Here is a 15750-nt window from a genome sequence, read left to right as displayed (position 1 = left end):
GCATACTGCGCAAGTAGCGTAGTCAGCCCCGCAGGGGCGTATCTGCGAAATTCGTTAAATCCGTTTGAATCTGCGGTCCGGGTTAATCTTCAGGGTAGGGGATGTATACAAAATTCGTGAACTCCTCATCGACTACGAAGAGGCAGCAGAATTCGTCGGGGTCTTTCCAGGTTTCCATGAAATCGGCGACTTTGTCGGGGTCCACGATGCCTTGCTGGGCCAGGATTTCGAGGTAGCTGGCGAAGACGTGCCACTGCAAATCGAGCTCGTCGCCGTTGATGAGCAGGCTGCCGAGCTGCACCGTTTGGCGGGCAAATACGAACACCGGGTACTGTGAAATCTCGCGCTTGCGGATTTGGTAGGAGGCTTCCTTGATAGTGTCGGAAGCGGTGGCAAAATCCTTGGTGATGGTACCCAGGTATTTGCCGTTTAGCTCGGGGTCGTTGAAGTAATCCATTAGTTTAGGTTCGTTTCGGGTAAGCAGGCAAGTTCTTTTTTGATAGCGCTACTAACTAATTGCATAAAATAATTATTTTTGCTTCTAAATAATGGGAGCCGGCCCTTACTGTTGCTGCTACTTAGTGCGTTTAAGTAAAGTGTATCATCGGTAATTAAACAAATAATGGTTGCGTAGTGGATAGCATACCACTCATGAGGGGCGACCGCTGAAACAGCGCAATCACCTTTTTTTACCCATTGCCAGCCTAATTTATTGAAAGTATCTTGTAAGAGCTTCGTGTTTCTAGTGGCGTTAAGACCAGTAGTAACGGAAATAAGATTTCGCTCAGTAAATAAATTATATAAGCCATAAAAAAATGAGGTTCCTAGTGTTAGAAAGCAAAAAAGCACTAGTGCAAAGCTAGTGCCTGAGGTTTCAAGGAGATAGCAGGCGCTCATGAACCAGAGTGCGGATAGGCTGAAAAGACCTGTGAAGCCGCTGTACCAATCGGCATCAGCCGGCCTCTTGCCTTTGCGAATACTATCCTGTGCTACTTCAGCCTTCATGTTACCCCTATTTTGATTTTAGCAAGACCACTTTCGCCACGTAATTAGGTATGTAGAAATAGAACCGCTGGCCATACCCGCATTACTCAGTACGTAAGTACCCGTTGGCAAATAGTTTATGTTAAAAAAGAATGTCATGCTGAACGCAGTGAAGCATCTTAGTCGCGTAACCAGCTCTAAACGTGAAGATTGCTCTTCTGATTAAGGTGCTTCACTGCGTTCAGTATGACGTTTTTGTATAGCAAACTAATGAGCAACGGGTACTTACTGTTTAGCTCGTGGTCATTGGAGTAGTCTATTCAAGTGTTTTATTGAAACTGCTTAAGAAATATCTGAGAATTAAATAGAACGTCATGTCGAATAAAGTAAAGTATCTCAGGTGCTCTACTTTGAATATTAAATTCCTAATATGCAGTAATTTATTTAGAATTATAATCTTTGTGCTCAGAAGGAATTTTCTGAATAGATTAATTAGAACGATACACCTTGTCAAACACACCTGTATGAATTATCCTGCGTAAAAACAAGATATTTTCAGCTGATAAACAAAGTATAATCCCACGGTTTAAAGGACCAGATTCGTATTTTAAATCAATATTAATTCCTTTGCTCAAATCTCGAAAAGTTTCATTGATATCGAGCGCTTTAGCCAAGGCCTCAAAAACTGCTGCTGCCGCTGATTTATTATTTATTAAAGTCCCTTCAAGATACCACATGTCTGGCATAGGATTAACCAATATACCTACTTCTTGGCCTTGCCAAATAATAGTAATTCGCTCCTCCAATTCCATGAATTAAAGGCTATTACTACCGCAACTCCAGCAGCACCACATTCTCCACGTGGTGCGTATGCGGAAACATATCCACCGGCTGCACCCGCGTTACTTTATACACCTCGTCCAGTAATTCCAGGTCGCGGGCCTGGGTGGCGGGGTTGCAGCTGATGTAGACGAGGCGGGGGGCGCGCAGGGCCACGAGGCGCTGCACCACGTCTTCGTGCATGCCGGCGCGGGGCGGGTCGGTGATGATGACGTCGGGGTGGCCGTGGTGGCTGGTGAAGGCCTCGGTGAGCAGGTCTTTCATGTCGCCGGCGAAGAACTCGGTGTTGGTCACGCCGTTGATGGCGGAGTTGACGCGGGCGTCGAGCACGGCCTGCTCCACGTACTCGACGCCGATGACGCGCTTGGCTTGGTGGGCCACGAAATTGGCGATGGTGCCGGCACCCGTGTAGAGGTCGTACACGAGGTCGGTGGGCTTGATTTCGGCGAAGTCGCGGGCCACTTGGTAGAGGTTGTGGGCGCCGGCCGAGTTGGTTTGGTAAAACGACTTGGGGCCGATGCGGAAGCGCAGGCCTTCCATGTCTTCCTCGATGTAGGGCTTGCCCTGGTAGCACACCACCTCCAGGTCGTGGAAGGTTTCGTTGCCCTTGTTGTTGAGCACGTAGTTGAGCGACGTGATGGCCGGAAACTTGGCGTACACCGCGTCGAGCAGCGGCAGCAGCGCCTCGTCGTCGTGGTAGCACTGCAAAATGACCATCGTTTCGCCGGTGCTTTCGGCGGTGCGCACGATAAGGTTGCGCAGCAGGCCGGTTTGCTTCACCATATCGCCGAAGGGCAGCCGGTGCTCGCGGGCATAATCGCGAATGAATAGGCGGATTTCGTTGCTCGGCTCGGGCTGGAGGTGGCAGTGCACCACGTCGAGTATCTTATCGAAGCGGCCGGGCGTGTGGAAGCCCAGCACGCGGCGGTCGTAGTGCGCGGCCTCGTCCTTAATCTGGGTTTCGGTGAGCCAGCCGTTGTTGCTGAACGTGTATTCGAGTTTGTTGCGGTAATAGGTGCGCTCGGGCGAGGGCAGTATCTGGCGCACCTCGGGCAGCGTCACCTTGCCAATGCGGGTGAGCTGGTCCTCCACCTGCTGCTGCTTGTAGCTGAGCTGGGCATCGTAGCTGATATGCTGCCACTTGCAGCCGCCGCAGGTGCCAAAATGCTGGCAAAATGGCTCGGTGCGCAGCTCGGAGCGCTTGTGAAAATGGATGGGCGCGGCCTCCATAAACCGCTTGTGGGCCTTGGTAATGCGCAAATCGACCACGTCGCCGGGGGCCACCTGGCCCACAAATACGACGAGGTTTTCAATGCGAACGAGGCACTTGCCTTCGGCCACCATGTCCTGGATTTCGACGTGCTGGAGAGCGGCGGGCGGGATGGAATTAGCGAGTTTGGTGGCTTTGCTAGGCATAACTTTTGGGCAGTAGGGGCCCAAAGTTACGACCCGGGGTAACGTGGACTCTGCGAGTCTGCGCGTGGGGGCCGGGGGTGAGGTTCCCGCGAGCGGCGAGGTTAGAACTGGAAATAAATGAACGGCTGAATCTCGGCCGACTTCACTTGAATAACCAGCCAGATAACGGCCGTAATCAGCACGGCCTGCGCCACCACCGAGCGCCGGCCCATCACGCCTTCCAGCTGGAAGGTGAAGCCGTCGGGCAGGGCGTGCAGCAGGTAGCCCAGCGCCACCAGCGCGAAAACGGGCCGGAACGAGCCTACCACGGTGGGCAGCAAATCGGGCCGCAGGTTGTGCGTGATTTGGTGAATTACCTGGCTGGCCACCGCGAAGGTGCCGGCCCGGAAAAATATCCAGCAGAAGCACACGAAATGGAAGGTGATGACCCAGCCGAGCATCTTAATTAGCCAGTTATCGCCGGGCTTGAAGACCTTTTGAAACAGCTTGTCCACAGCCAGGGCCGCGCCGTGCAGGGCGCCCCACAGCACGAAGGTGAGCGACGCGCCGTGCCACAGGCCGCCCAGCAACATGGTGAGAAACAGGTTGATATACTGCCGCACCACGCCCTTGCGGTTGCCGCCCAGCGGAATATAGAGGTAGTCGCGTAGCCAGCTGGACAACGAAATGTGCCAGCGCCGCCAAAACTCGGTGATGCTGGTGCTCTGGTAAGGCGACAAAAAGTTGACCGGTAGGCGGTAGCCCAGCAGCAGCGCAATGCCGATGGCAATGTCGGAGTAGCCCGAAAAGTCGCAGTAAATCTGCACGGCGTAGCCATACACGCCGAGCAGGTTTTCGACGCCGCTGTACAAGCCGGGGTTGTCGAAAATGCGGTCGACGTAGTTGAGGCTGATGTAGTCGGAAATGATGGCCTTTTTGAACAGGCCAGCCGCGATGAGCAGCACCGCCCGGCCCATGTCCTCACGCGAGATGAACGGCTTTTTGGGAATCTGGGGAATGAAATCGGAGGCCCGCACGATGGGCCCGGCCACGAGTTGCGGGAAAAAGGACACGAAAAACGCGAAGTCCCAGATGCTGCGCAGCGGCTTTATCTGGCCCCGGTACACGTCGATGGTGTAGCTCAGCGTCTGGAAGGTGTAGAACGAGATACCCACCGGTAGCAGCACGTGCAAAATGGGCACCGGCTGGCCCGTAAGCGCGTGGAAACCGCTGAGAAAGAAGTTGGTATACTTAAAATAGAACAGCATCCCCAGGTTGACGAGCAGGCTGAGGGTGAGCAGCAGCTTGCGCCGGCCCTGGGTGGGCGAGTCGGCAATCCAGCGGGCGAAATTGTACTCGACTATCGTGGAAAAAACCAGCAGCAGAAAGTACCAACCGCTTGATTTATAGTAGAAAAACAGCGAAAATGCCGTCACGTAGAGCAGCCGCGCCCGGTGGTGGTTACGCAGCAGCTGGTACACCGCCAAAAAGCCCAAAAACAGCAGCAGAAAGAAGCCGGTATTGAAAATCAGCGGGCTCTTGGGGTGGTACACGAACTGGCCGAGCAGCCGGTCGAGGTCGATAGTATTCAGCTTATCGATGAAGGAATGCAGCAAATCCATCCTGAAGCGCGAGGTATAATAGCAGGGCTTGTAAGTCGTAGCCCTTGGTCGAAAAATGCACGAAGTCGTTGAGGGCCAGGCCGCTGGCGCGCCACTGGCCCATGCTGCCGTAGCCGCCCTGCACGGCCGCAAAGTCCCAGTAGGCGAGGTCGTGCTGCTGGGCGTAGGTGCGCAGCACGGCCGCGAGGCGGGCCAGGTCGGGGTTGCGGTCGCGGCGGTGGCGGTACGAGTCGGCCGGGGCCACCAATAATAGTTCGGCCGTGGGGCAGCGCTGGCGCAGGCCGCTCACCAGGGTATCGAGCTGGCCGGCGAAGCGCACCGGGTTGAAGCCCGGGCTAAAGGCATCGTTGGTGCCCAGCGATATGATGAACAGGTCGGGAGAAAGCACCGGTAACTGCTCGAAAAACAGTGGGTTGCGGTTGTACTGGCGCACGGCCGCGCCATTGACCCCAATGCCGTGGTAAAGAATGCCGGGCTGGTCGTTTTCCAGCACCAAGCCGTAGAGCTGGGCGCTGCTTTGGTTGGGCCGGCGGCGGGTGGTGCGCAGGGCCACAAAATCGCGCAGCGAGTCGAGGCGCACGGTGGTGGCCACGCCGCGGCCCAGGCCGGGCACGGTGCCCAGCACCTGGCCCTGGCGGCCCAGCACCTGCCAGTCGAAGGCGGCCGGGCCGGGCTGGCGCAGCAGCGTGAGCTGCGAAAAGCAGTCGGTGGGCCGGTGCCGCAGCAGCAGTCGCTGCTGCGGCAGGCGCAGCGCAAAGCCCGCGCCCGAGTCGGCAGTGGCGAGGCTCAGGCCGGCCACGCCCACCGGCAGGCTGCTATCGGGCAGGTTGGTGACGCGGCGGGTGCGCCAAGTGCCGCCGGTGGCGGTGGTAAAATAGGTAGGCGAGCCGTTGGTGTGAGCCACGCCGTACGGGAACACGAGGCCGCGCCCGGCGTTGCCGTAGGTGCGCTGCAACTCTTGCCGCACCCGGCCCGAGTAGTCGTCGGCTTGTAGGTGCGAGTCGCCGAGGTGCACCACGGCTACCCGGCCGCCGGGCAGCCGCGCCGGGTGCAGCGGCAGTTGCAACAGTTTTTGGTAAAAGCCTTGCAACCCGATAGTTGCGTTCTCGATGTGATTAGCCGAGGTGTGCAGGAAGGGGTAGGCCGCTTGCAGGCTGTCGAGCTGCTTGCTAAGGGGTGCCTGGGCCCGGGCCGGGCCAGCCACGGCCAGGTACCAGCCCAATAAAAGCAAAAAGAGAAGGGGCCGCGCCATGCAAAAAAAGAAAGAAGGTACTATGCCCACTGGAAAGCCGGCCGGCCGCTAGCGGCTGCTGGGCTCGTCGGGCGCGGGGCTGGCGGCCGGCCGGGCGCTGCTATCGGGGCCGGTGGCTGGGGCCGGTTTGGGTTTGGGGCCAGCGGCCGTGGGGTTGGCGTACTGGCCCTGGAGGTAGGCGTAGAGCAGGCCTGCTATTTTGTGGGCGCCCCGGGAATTGACGTGTGTGTAGTCGCGGTTGGCTAGGGCGGGTGCGTCTTCCACCCAGCTCACCATCGAGTTTTCGCCACCCATCGCCTCAAATAAATTCCAGAAGGCGGCGTGGTTGCGCTGGGCCAGGCGCTGCTGGGCGGCCAGCAGGCGCGGCACGCTGGGGTCGGTGACGAACTCGCCGTCGATGCGCGAGCTTTTGTCGCTCATGCCGATGATGAGGATGCTGGCGTTGGGGAAAGCGCGCTGCATGCGGTCGACCACGCGCGTCATGGCGCGCTCATAAAAGCCGTAGTTTTTGACGCTGGCGCTGGCCACGTTCACGCCGTAGTGCAGGATGACGAGGCGGTAGTCGAGCAGGTTGCCGAAGGCCACCAGCTGCTGCGCCGGAATGCGCGTGAGCGACATGCCGCTGTTGCCGCGAAACGAAAAGTTATCGAGCACCACGCCCTGCGGGCTCTCAAAGCTGACGCCGTACACGGGCCGCGGCGCGTGGGTGGCGAAGGCCAGCCGCATGGTGCGGGCCGGCACGCCGGGCCGGAGCACCAGCTCGTTCACGGCGTTGGTGCCCGGCAGGGTGTGGGGCACCTGGTGGCCATTGGTGGTTACGAGCACCTCATCGGCCCCCGCGCCGGGGCCGTAGAACAGCCGGGCCTCGACGAAGCGGCGCAGCGGCGCAAACTGCTGGCCAGCCCGAAACTGCACCCAGCTGGTATCGGCCGGGCCGGCAGTTTCGGGCAGCACGCGCGGCAAAAAGGCGTGGCCCGAAATGCCCAGCGGGGCGGTGCCCGGCACTTGGCGCGACACCAGGTTGTACTCGCGCCAGTTGGGCGAAAACGATTGGTGGATAGTTTCCCGAAACTCGGCCGTAATCGAATTGACCGGCACGTAGCCCACGCCCGAGCCGCCAAACGCGGTTTGCAGGCTGTTGCGCAGGTCGCCGGTGATGAGGTCGCCCTCAATCATGGAGTCGCCGAAATAAGCAATGCGGGTTTGGCTACCCGTAGCCTTGGTTTGGCGCAGAGCGGCCAAAAAGCTGTCGAGGCCGCCCAGGTTGGCCACGGTGGCGGCGCGCGGCCGGGGCGTAGCGGCCGAATCGGGGCGGGTGGCGGCCGCGGCGGGCGCGGCCGCCGAGTCGACCATGAGGGCGCGGGTGGCGGCTAGGTCGGCGGGGGCGGCCGGGCCGTTGGGCGGGGGCAGGGCCTGGCTGGCCGCCGGGTCTTTGCGCAGCACATCGGCCAGCAGGCGCACGGGGCGCAGCGCGGTGCCCCCAATCGTCAGCCCCGGTTGTAAAAAGGAAAGCCCGGCCAGCAGGCTAACAATGAGCAAAACCAACAGAAACGGGCTTTGCGAGCGCGGTGAACTCATACCTCAGATTAACTCCCGCAAAACTACGCCCGCCCCCCCCGCAGGACCGGCCGAAAGTCTTTATATTTCGTGAATGTGGTGGCTACTGTTTTGGTTGTGAGGAGGATAAAAAAACGGCTCACCTGGCAAACTGCCGGGTGAGCCGTGGGGCCAGCCAGCCGCGTGGCAGCCAATTTATGGTTGAGTAGTTAATTACATAATTACCAATAAATCAACAACTTAACTACTTTATCACTTCGACCCAGCCTTTGGTGCTGGTGCCATCGGCAAGCTTGAAGAGGTAGTAGTACACGCCGGCCGCAAGGCTGGGGTCGCCGCCCCAGGCGTTGCTGGTGTTGTTGTAGTTGGTGGTGGCAAATACCTCGCGGCCCCAGCGGTTGAAGATGGTCATGGTATTGCTGGGGTACAGCTGTACGTTGTCGATGATGAGCAGGTCGTTCTGGCCATCGTTGTTGGGCGTGATGATGTTGTAGAACGCCGTTTTGTTAGCAAAATCCACGCAGGCCGAGTTCGAGTTCGACTCGCGCCCCGGGCTGCCGGCCGCCGCCGGGCTCTCAAACGCCACCACTCGGAAGCACTGGTTGAAGCCCTGGCCGGTGTTGGTAGTGCTATACTGCAACGCGTTGCCAGCTAGCGTAGTAACGAGCGTATAGCCCCCGTTATCATCCTGGCGGAACACGCGGTAGCCCGCCACCACAAAGCCCTGGTAAGCCGACCAGCTGAGGCCGACCGAACCCTGGTTGCGGCCGCCGGGGCCGGGCGCGGCCAGGGCTTTTAGCAGCATCGTGGTGGCCGGGGTGGGGGCCGTGAGTACGTCGCCGCAGCCGTTGGTGAGGCTCAGGCTGTACTCGTAGGCCGTTTGGGCGGCGGTGGCGGTGGCATCGACGAAGGTGGTGGCGGTGGCCGCCACCGTGCCCACCTGCGCAAAGGCCCCGGGGCTGCCCGCATCGCGGCGCAGCACGCGCACCGGGTTGGGGGCGGTGCCGGCGTTGGCCACGGCCACGGTGAGGGTTACTTTGGTGTTATCGGTGGGCACCACCGAGGCCAGCAGTAGCTGCGGGGTCTGGGCATTGTCGGGCACCACGGTAACGGCCGCCGCCGCCCCGCCGCAGCCAAACTGCGAGGTTTCGGTCACGGTCACCGTCTTAGTAGTGCTGGTGCCGGCCGCAAAGCTCACCGTGATAGTGGCCGTGCCCTGGCCCGCCGTGATGGTGCCGCCCACCACGGCCCACTGGTAGGTGGAGGTGGCCGGGGCATTGGGCACGGTATAGGTGAGCGGGCCCGAGGCCGGGCATACAAAGCGCGGCCCGTTTATAACGAGCGCGCCGGGCCGCGGGTCCACGGTAAACGCCTTGGTAATGAGCGGCCCCGCGCAGCCGCCGGCGTTGGTCTCGCGGGCGGTGAGGGCGTAGGTGCCCCCGGCCGTGCTGGCCGGAATAATTACTACGCCGCCCACGTTGGCGATGGCCGCGCCATTGAGCTGAAACACGTAGCCGGAGCCCGCCGCGCCGGGCAGGGTATAGGTCTGCGGGCCGCTATTCGCGCAAAACCGCGCCGGCCCCTGAATGGTGATAGTAGCTGAGGGCGAGGGCTTTACTGTGATGTAGAGCGTGTCGCTCACGCCGCGGCAAATGCCGCCGGCCGGGTTGCTGGTTTGCGTCACGACCAGCTTGGCCAGGCCCGCCTGCGCAAAGCGGATGCTGGTGGTGTTGCCCGTGCTCACGAGCGTGCCGGTAGCCGGGCCAAACAGCTGCCAGGCAAACGACGACCCCGCGATGGCGGGCGTAGAATACGCATACGGCCCATTGGCCTGGCACACGCTCACGGACCCGGCGGGCTTCACCGTTTGCAGCACCTGGTTGATGCGTACGGGCAGCATAAAGGCGTCCGACACGCAGCCCAGCGCGTTGCTGGCCGCGGCGCGCACCGCGCCCGTGCCCGCCGCGCCCCAGTTCACGGTAATGCTCGCCGTGCCCTGGCCGCTGGCGATGGTGCCGCCCGCCACCACCCACTGGTAGGCCGCGCTGCGCGGGTTTTTAATCGAATACCCAATGCCCGCCACGGTGGGGCACACCGACTGCGGCCCCGCAATGGAGTCGGCCGCCGGGCGTGGGTTACTGGTAATCAGCACCGAGTCGCGGGCCGCGCAGCCCTGCGCCGTGGTGGCCAGCACCACGTATTTCAGCAGGATGGGCGCGTTGGTCAGGTTTGCCCCTGTGAGCACCGGCTGCGCTAACGTGCTGTTGTTAAGGCCCGTAGCCGGTAGCCAGCGGTAGGAGTAGCCCGGCAGCGCCGGCGCGCCCAGCGTGATAGTCGAGTTATCGCACACGGCCTGCGCCGGGCCGGCCGCCGCCGTAGCGCCCGGGCTCACGGTCACGGCCACCGAGCCCGAGCCCGGGCAGCCGAGCGGGGTTACCACGGTGAGGGTGTAGGTGGTGGTAAGGGGGGCGTTTGTGTTGTTGGGGAGCGTGAGCGTGGGGTTGGCTACTGTGCTGCTGCTCAGGCCGGTGGCGGGGCTCCAGCGGTAGGTGTAGCCCGTTTCCGGGGCCGCGCCGAGGCTGATGGGTACGCCCGGGCAGGTAGCGCGGGTGGGCGCGCCCACGTTGGCCGTGGGCGCGGGGGCCACTACCACCGTTACCTGTTGGCTGGCCGTGCAGCCCAGCGCCGTGGCACTGCTGCTGATGGTATAAGTAGTTGTTTGCGTAGGAGTTACGCTAAATGGCCCCGCGCCGGTTTGCGTAGTGCCACCCCCGGTGAGGGTGTAGGGGCCGGTGCCGCCGGCCACGGTGAGCGTGGTGCCGGCACCCGGGCACACGGTGAGGCCGCCCCCAATGGTGAGCGCGCCCGCCGGGGCCACGGCCACCGTTTGGGTCACCGAGTCGGTGAGGCAGCCGTATTGCGACACGCCCTTGGCCACTATGGTGCCGGTGCCGGCCGTTGTCCATCTCACCTGAATGGTGCGGCCAACCTGGTTCAGAATAGTGCCCCCCGTCACCCGAAAGCGAAAGGCGGAAGTAGTGCCACCGTTAACCGTGTAGGCCAGCAGCGTGGATAGGTCGCACACCACCGCAGGCCCGCTGATGGCGGTGGGCCCCGCCGGGCGCGTCACGGTAATGCGCAGCACATCGGCCACGGTTTTGCCGGCGCAGCCGTTGTCGCGCACCGTTAAGGCCACATCGTAGGGGTTAGCGCGGGCTTCGCCGCAGGCCGAGTTATACACGAACGTGCCCGTGACCGTGCCCGAGCCGGTGGCGGTGGCCGTGCCGGTGGGGTTGCCGGGTACCACGGTGCCGGCGCTGCCATTGAAGGTGGCGTTGAACCCGGCCGGGCCGTCGAGCAGCACGCTGTTCAAGGTCATGGTGAGGGGGTGGCCGTCGGCCTGCGTGGCCCTGATTGGGATGCTCAGCACCTGCCCTTCCTCCATAGTATAGGCGCGCGGCGTGGTGGCCACCGGCGGCAGCACCGGAGCCACCGTGGGCGGGCAGTCGGAGGCCACCAGCTGCAAGTCGCGCCGGGTGGTGCCGATGAGCACCTCGCGGCCGTTAATAGTACGGTACTCGCTCACATCTACCGCAATGATATACAGGCCTTTCCTCGTGGTTCCGTAGCGGGCCGTGCCGGTATTAGCATTAATCAGCGCAAAGTTGCCGGCCCCCGTGCCCAGCGGCCGGGCCGCGCTATACCCTGGGTTGTAGGGCACTAGGTTGGGCAGCGGTGGGAAGGAACTGGCGTTGGACAGCGCCCCGTAGGGCGTGCCAAAGGAGTAGATAAGGCGGTCGCCATCGGCATCGAAGGCGTTGTTGAGCAGCACCGTGGTATCGGTGGTGCAAATGATGGCCACGGCCGTATCGGAAAACACCGGCGAGCGGTTGTAAATGAGCGGCGAGGCCATGCTCACGTACAGGGTCATGGGCAGGTTGCCGCCGTTGGTGGTGGCCGGGTTGCTCACGTTTTCGAGGCCGGTGTTGCGGGCGGTCTGGGTGCACACCGCGTAGTAGCCGTCGATGGTGGCCGGCAGCGAGGCGGTGTACACGTACTTAAACAGCCGAAACGGCTGCGTGGGCCCCTGCACCGTGCAGCCCGAGGGCAGGCGCGGCTGCACCACCGCGCCCACGGGCGTCTGGCGGGGCACGCTCACGGTGGTGAGGCGGGCCCCGGTGGTGCGGTTGAAAATGCTGAGGTTCACGCTTGTTACCGAGGCATCGTTGAGCCCCACCTGCCCGTTGGGATTATAGTAGCTGGTCACCGTAATCTGGTAGCGGAAGGGGGCCGAGGCCGGCCCGTTAGCATCCAGGTACTGGTACGACATCTCGCCGCCCAGCAAATGCGAGGCCCACGCTGGCTGCGCCGCGCCCAGCGCCAACACGATGAGTAGCAACACCAGCCGGGGCACCATTCCCAGCCGAAAAAGTAGCGTTTGAAACATACGAAAAAAGGAGATTGAAGCAGAAAGAGGCGGGCCGGCGGGGCCGGCGGCCCGCTGTGGGTAAGCGGACGAAATCAAGCGGAGTAGTAACTGAGTAGCTAAGAGGTCGCCCTCCGCGGGCGACTACCCCATGACTTCTGGATTATTATTATCGCAAATTACTGTAAATCAATATGAAAGCCAGAGATTGTCTTTACATAGTTTAGAAGGAATTAAAAATGATAAATGATAAATTAAAAAATTGATAATCACGCTTTTAATTTTTAATTCACCCCGACCTACTGGCGCACCACGCGGCGCAGCGCCGTTTGGCCCTGCGCATCGGTGAGGCGCAGCAGGTAGAGGCCGGCCGGCAACGCCCGCAGGTCGAGGGTGGCCGGGGCAGCGGGGCTCAGGCGCAGGGCCTGGCTTAGTAGGCGCGCGCCCAGTAGGTTTAGCACCTCTATTTGGTAGAGGCCGCTGGCGCTGGCCTCGCCCACCAGCACGCGCAGCTCGCCGTCGGGCGTGGGGTTGGGGCTCACGCTGAGGGTGGCCAGGGCCTGGGCCTCGCGGGCGGCCAGGGCCGTTACGTTCACGGGGTAGTCTTCTACCTCGGCCTGGCCCTGGTTGAGAGCGCAGGGGTTGGGCGTGTTGGCATCAATGGCCACGGCCACCCGCATGCGGGTGGTGCCCACGCCGCCCGGGATGGCCGCGGCCACGGTAGCCGTGGCCGCGCTCACGATGCCATTATACACCAGCTCGCCGCCCGCGCCGGTAGTGCTCCCAAAAAAGCCGTCGTGGTTATAATCCACCCAAATGCTGACGCGGTGGTTCAGGGCCTGGCTGGTGGTCACGCTGATGGTTTGGGTGGTGCCGCCCATCAGGCGCACGCTCTGCCCGGCAAAAAACGTGTAGCCCGTGCCCGTCGAGTTGCCCGAGCCGTTGCTGAAGGCCGCGCCGCTGGCCGTACCGGCACTCACGCTCACGTTGGTTATCCACAACAGACTGTTGGTAAATAGGTTACCCGATACGCTGCCGCCGTTGGCCGCGCAGTAGCTCAGGCAGGGCACCTGCACAAGCAGCGCGTTGGCCTGCGTACGGGCGTTGCTGCCGTTGGCGTTGGTAGCGCGCAGCGTGGCCGAGTAGTAGCCCGCCGTGGTAAAGGCCACCTGGGGGTTGGGCGAAGCGGCCGAGGTGCCGTTCACAAACGACACGCCCGTGGCCGGGCTAAAGCTCCACTGCCAGCTGGTGGGGCCGTTGGTGCTCTGGTCGGTGAAGGTGAATACGTTGTTTGCCGGGCAGGCCCCCGCCACGTAGCTCGACGCGAAGGCTGCCTCCGGCGGGCTGGTATTGGGCACCACCGTCACGGTGTAGTCTTCTACCTGGCCCAGCACCGGGGCGGTGCAGGGCTGGGGGTTGTTGCCCGCACCATCGGCCACCAGGCGCAGGCGCAGCGGCTGGCCCAGCACGGCCGTGGCCGGCACCACGAAGCTGAGGGCGGAATTCGCATTGGTGGTGTTCAGGGCTTCGGCCAGCTTTTCGCTGGCGCTGAACACGCCGTCGTTGTTGAGGTCGAGCCAGGCGCGCACGTCGTAGGCGCTGGTGCTGCCCGCGGTCATGCCCGTGGTCACGGCGAGGGTGTAGGGCAAGCCCGCTGCTAAGCTCGTGCGCTGCGGGCAGGTAAAGTCCTGGTAGCCCGCGCTGCCATCGGCCGAGCTGTTGTCGATGCTGCCCAGCCGCACCCGCCCAATGCCGTAGTTGCAGCAGTTGGCCGAGGCCGCCAGGCCGGGGCAAGCCGCCGCTACCGGCGCGCTGGCGTTGTAGGTGATGGCTACCGGCGCGCTGGTGCTGGTGCCGGCCGCGTTGGTGGCCGCCAGCCGCACCTGGTAGGTACCGGCCGCGGCGTAGGTGTGCAGCGGGTTTTGCAAGGTGCTGCTGGTGTTGTCGCCAAAGTCCCAGCGCCAGCTGGTGGGCGCGCCCACCGACTGGTCAGCAAACTGCACGCGGCCCGAGCAGGTCGTGGTTACATCCGGGGTGAAGGCGGCCGTGGGCGGGCTGGCGTTGGCGGCCAGCGTCACGCGGTAGTCCTCGGTTTGCGAGTACTGCGGCGTCGAGCAGGCCGTGGGTACAATCCCGTTGTTGAAATCGGCGGCCACGCGCAGCCGCAGCGGTACGCCCAGCGTGGCCGTGGCCGGCGGCGTAATGCTGCCCGTGTGCAGCATTTTGTTATCCGAAGAGAAAGCTAACTCGTTGTCGGCAAACGCGCCGTTGTTGTTGTAGTCAATCCAGACTCGCACGTTTTCGCTGGCCACCGTGCCGTTGCGCACGCTAATGGCCGTGGGCGTGCTCACGGCCAGCGTGGTGCTCACGGCCCCAGTAGCAACGCAGCTAAAATCTTGATAACCAGCATTATAACCCGCGCTGTTGTTGTTGATGCTGCCCAGCGTCACGTTGTAAATACCCATGCCGAAGCCCGAGGCCACGGCGCTGCTGGCCGGGCCGGGCGTGCAGGTGGCGGCCCCGGGGCACTGCGCCTGCGCCAGGGCGGGCAGCAGCAAAAAGCCCAGCCCGGCCAGCTGGCTAACCCACGAACGTAGAGGTAGAATCATGCAATAATGCAATAAAGAGAAGGGCAGCAGGAGAAAAAAGGTGGCCCGAATTAAAGTGGCGCGGACCGCCGATGAGGCCTAAAAGTAGGTACAAAAAAAAGCTTTAGGCGGCGAAAATAGTCCAATTGGTGGCCACAACGGAAATTTGCCGGCGCCCGGCCGCTGGGGCCGCTGCTGGCCGTAGGTTTGCGGCCCGGTTGCGGGCGGCCCCCGGCTAATTCCTCATTTTCTCCTTCATGAATAACGTAGTTCTCATCACGGGCGGCACCTCGGGCATTGGCCGCGCCTGCGCCCTGGAGTTTGGTCGCGCCGGGGCCAGCGTGGTCATCACGGGCCGCGACGCGGCCAAGCTGGCCGCCACCGCCGCCGAGCTGGCCGCCGCCGGCATTGCCCACCGCACCGTGCAGGGCGACGTGGGCGTGCTGGCCGATGCCAACCGCGCCGTAGCCGACACTATCGCCGCCTTCGGCCGCCTCGATGTGCTCATCAACAATGCCGGCCTCAGCATGCGCGCCAAGTTTGCCGATGTGGACGTGCAGGTGCTGGAGCAGCTCATGCAAACCAACTTCTTCGGCACCGTGTACGTCACCAAAGCGGCGCTGCCCCACCTGCTGGCCAGCAAGGGCACCATCGTGGGCATGAGCAGCATTGCCGGCTACCGGGGCCTGCCGGGCCGCACCGGCTACTCGGCCTCCAAGTTTGCCATGAACGGCTTTCTCGAAGCCCTGCGCACCGAGCTGCTGCCCCAGGGCGTGAACGTGCTCACGGCCGCGCCCGGCTTCACGGCCTCCAACATCCGCCACACGGCCCTGCTCGCCAACGGCCAGACCCAGAACGAAACCCCCCGCAACGAGGGCAGCATGATGACCAGCGAGGAAGTAGCCCAGCACCTGCGCCGGGCCGTAGCGCAGCGCCAGCGCACCATGGTGCTCACCGGCGAGGGAAAATTAGTCGTGTTTTTAAATAAGTGGCTACCCGGCCTGATGGACAAGGTGGTACTGAATAAATTCCGCAAGGAAGAGGGCGAATTATAGGGGTAGGGGCGCGCGGGCTCATCAGGGCTTC

10 protein-coding genes are annotated in these 15750 nt (G+C 62.3%); 1 reads left to right on the top strand and 9 read right to left on the bottom strand.

The window, feature by feature from the left end:
* Positions 1 to 82 precede the first annotated feature (82 nt).
* The 9 genes from QMK33_RS03090 to QMK33_RS03050 form a co-directional block, all read right to left on the bottom strand.
* A complete protein-coding gene (locus QMK33_RS03090; protein WP_283563080.1) occupies positions 83 to 457 on the bottom strand; it encodes a hypothetical protein in 375 nt (124 codons plus the stop codon).
* On the bottom strand, positions 457 to 1005 hold the full coding sequence (locus QMK33_RS03085; RefSeq protein ID WP_283563079.1) for a hypothetical protein: 549 nt from the start codon (positions 1003 to 1005) through the stop codon (positions 457 to 459). The genes QMK33_RS03090 and QMK33_RS03085 overlap by 1 nt, the downstream gene beginning before the upstream one ends.
* 467 nt (positions 1006 to 1472) lie before the next feature.
* On the bottom strand, positions 1473 to 1796 hold the full coding sequence (locus QMK33_RS03080) for a hypothetical protein (RefSeq protein ID WP_283563078.1): 324 nt from the start codon (positions 1794 to 1796) through the stop codon (positions 1473 to 1475).
* A 16-nt stretch (positions 1797 to 1812) separates the two neighbouring features.
* Positions 1813 to 3240: a 23S rRNA (uracil(1939)-C(5))-methyltransferase RlmD gene (gene rlmD, locus QMK33_RS03075; protein ID WP_283563077.1), complete on the bottom strand. Its 1428-nt coding sequence runs from the start codon at positions 3238 to 3240 to the stop codon at positions 1813 to 1815.
* Positions 3241 to 3341: 101 nt separating this feature from the next.
* Complete coding sequence (locus QMK33_RS03070; protein WP_283563076.1) at positions 3342 to 4841, bottom strand: MBOAT family O-acyltransferase; 1500 nt, start codon at positions 4839 to 4841, stop codon at positions 3342 to 3344.
* A complete protein-coding gene (locus QMK33_RS03065) occupies positions 4813 to 6093 on the bottom strand; it encodes a GDSL-type esterase/lipase family protein (RefSeq protein WP_283563075.1) in 1281 nt (426 codons plus the stop codon). The genes QMK33_RS03070 and QMK33_RS03065 overlap by 29 nt, the downstream gene beginning before the upstream one ends.
* 48 nt (positions 6094 to 6141) lie before the next feature.
* Positions 6142 to 7632, bottom strand: coding sequence for an SGNH/GDSL hydrolase family protein (locus tag QMK33_RS03060; protein WP_283563074.1), 1491 nt, complete (start codon positions 7630 to 7632; stop codon positions 6142 to 6144).
* A 262-nt stretch (positions 7633 to 7894) separates the two neighbouring features.
* Positions 7895 to 12097, bottom strand: coding sequence for a PKD-like domain-containing protein (locus QMK33_RS03055; protein WP_283563073.1), 4203 nt, complete (start codon positions 12095 to 12097; stop codon positions 7895 to 7897).
* Positions 12098 to 12375: 278 nt separating this feature from the next.
* Positions 12376 to 14685 carry a GEVED domain-containing protein gene (locus QMK33_RS03050; RefSeq protein WP_283563072.1) on the bottom strand — a complete coding sequence of 770 codons (2310 nt, stop codon included), beginning with the start codon at positions 14683 to 14685 and terminating at the stop codon, positions 12376 to 12378.
* A 236-nt stretch (positions 14686 to 14921) separates the two neighbouring features.
* Here QMK33_RS03050 and QMK33_RS03045 point away from each other — a divergent pair, with 236 nt between their 5' ends.
* Positions 14922 to 15719 (top strand): SDR family oxidoreductase, encoded by a 798-nt coding sequence (locus QMK33_RS03045; RefSeq protein ID WP_283563071.1) that lies wholly within the window; start codon positions 14922 to 14924, stop codon positions 15717 to 15719.
* Positions 15720 to 15750: the final 31 nt, after the last annotated feature.

Origin of the sequence: Hymenobacter sp. H14-R3, from assembly GCF_030063445.1 — a bacterium.
Classification (GTDB): domain Bacteria; phylum Bacteroidota; class Bacteroidia; order Cytophagales; family Hymenobacteraceae; genus Hymenobacter.
This window is presented reverse-complemented; position numbering and strand designations above follow the sequence as displayed.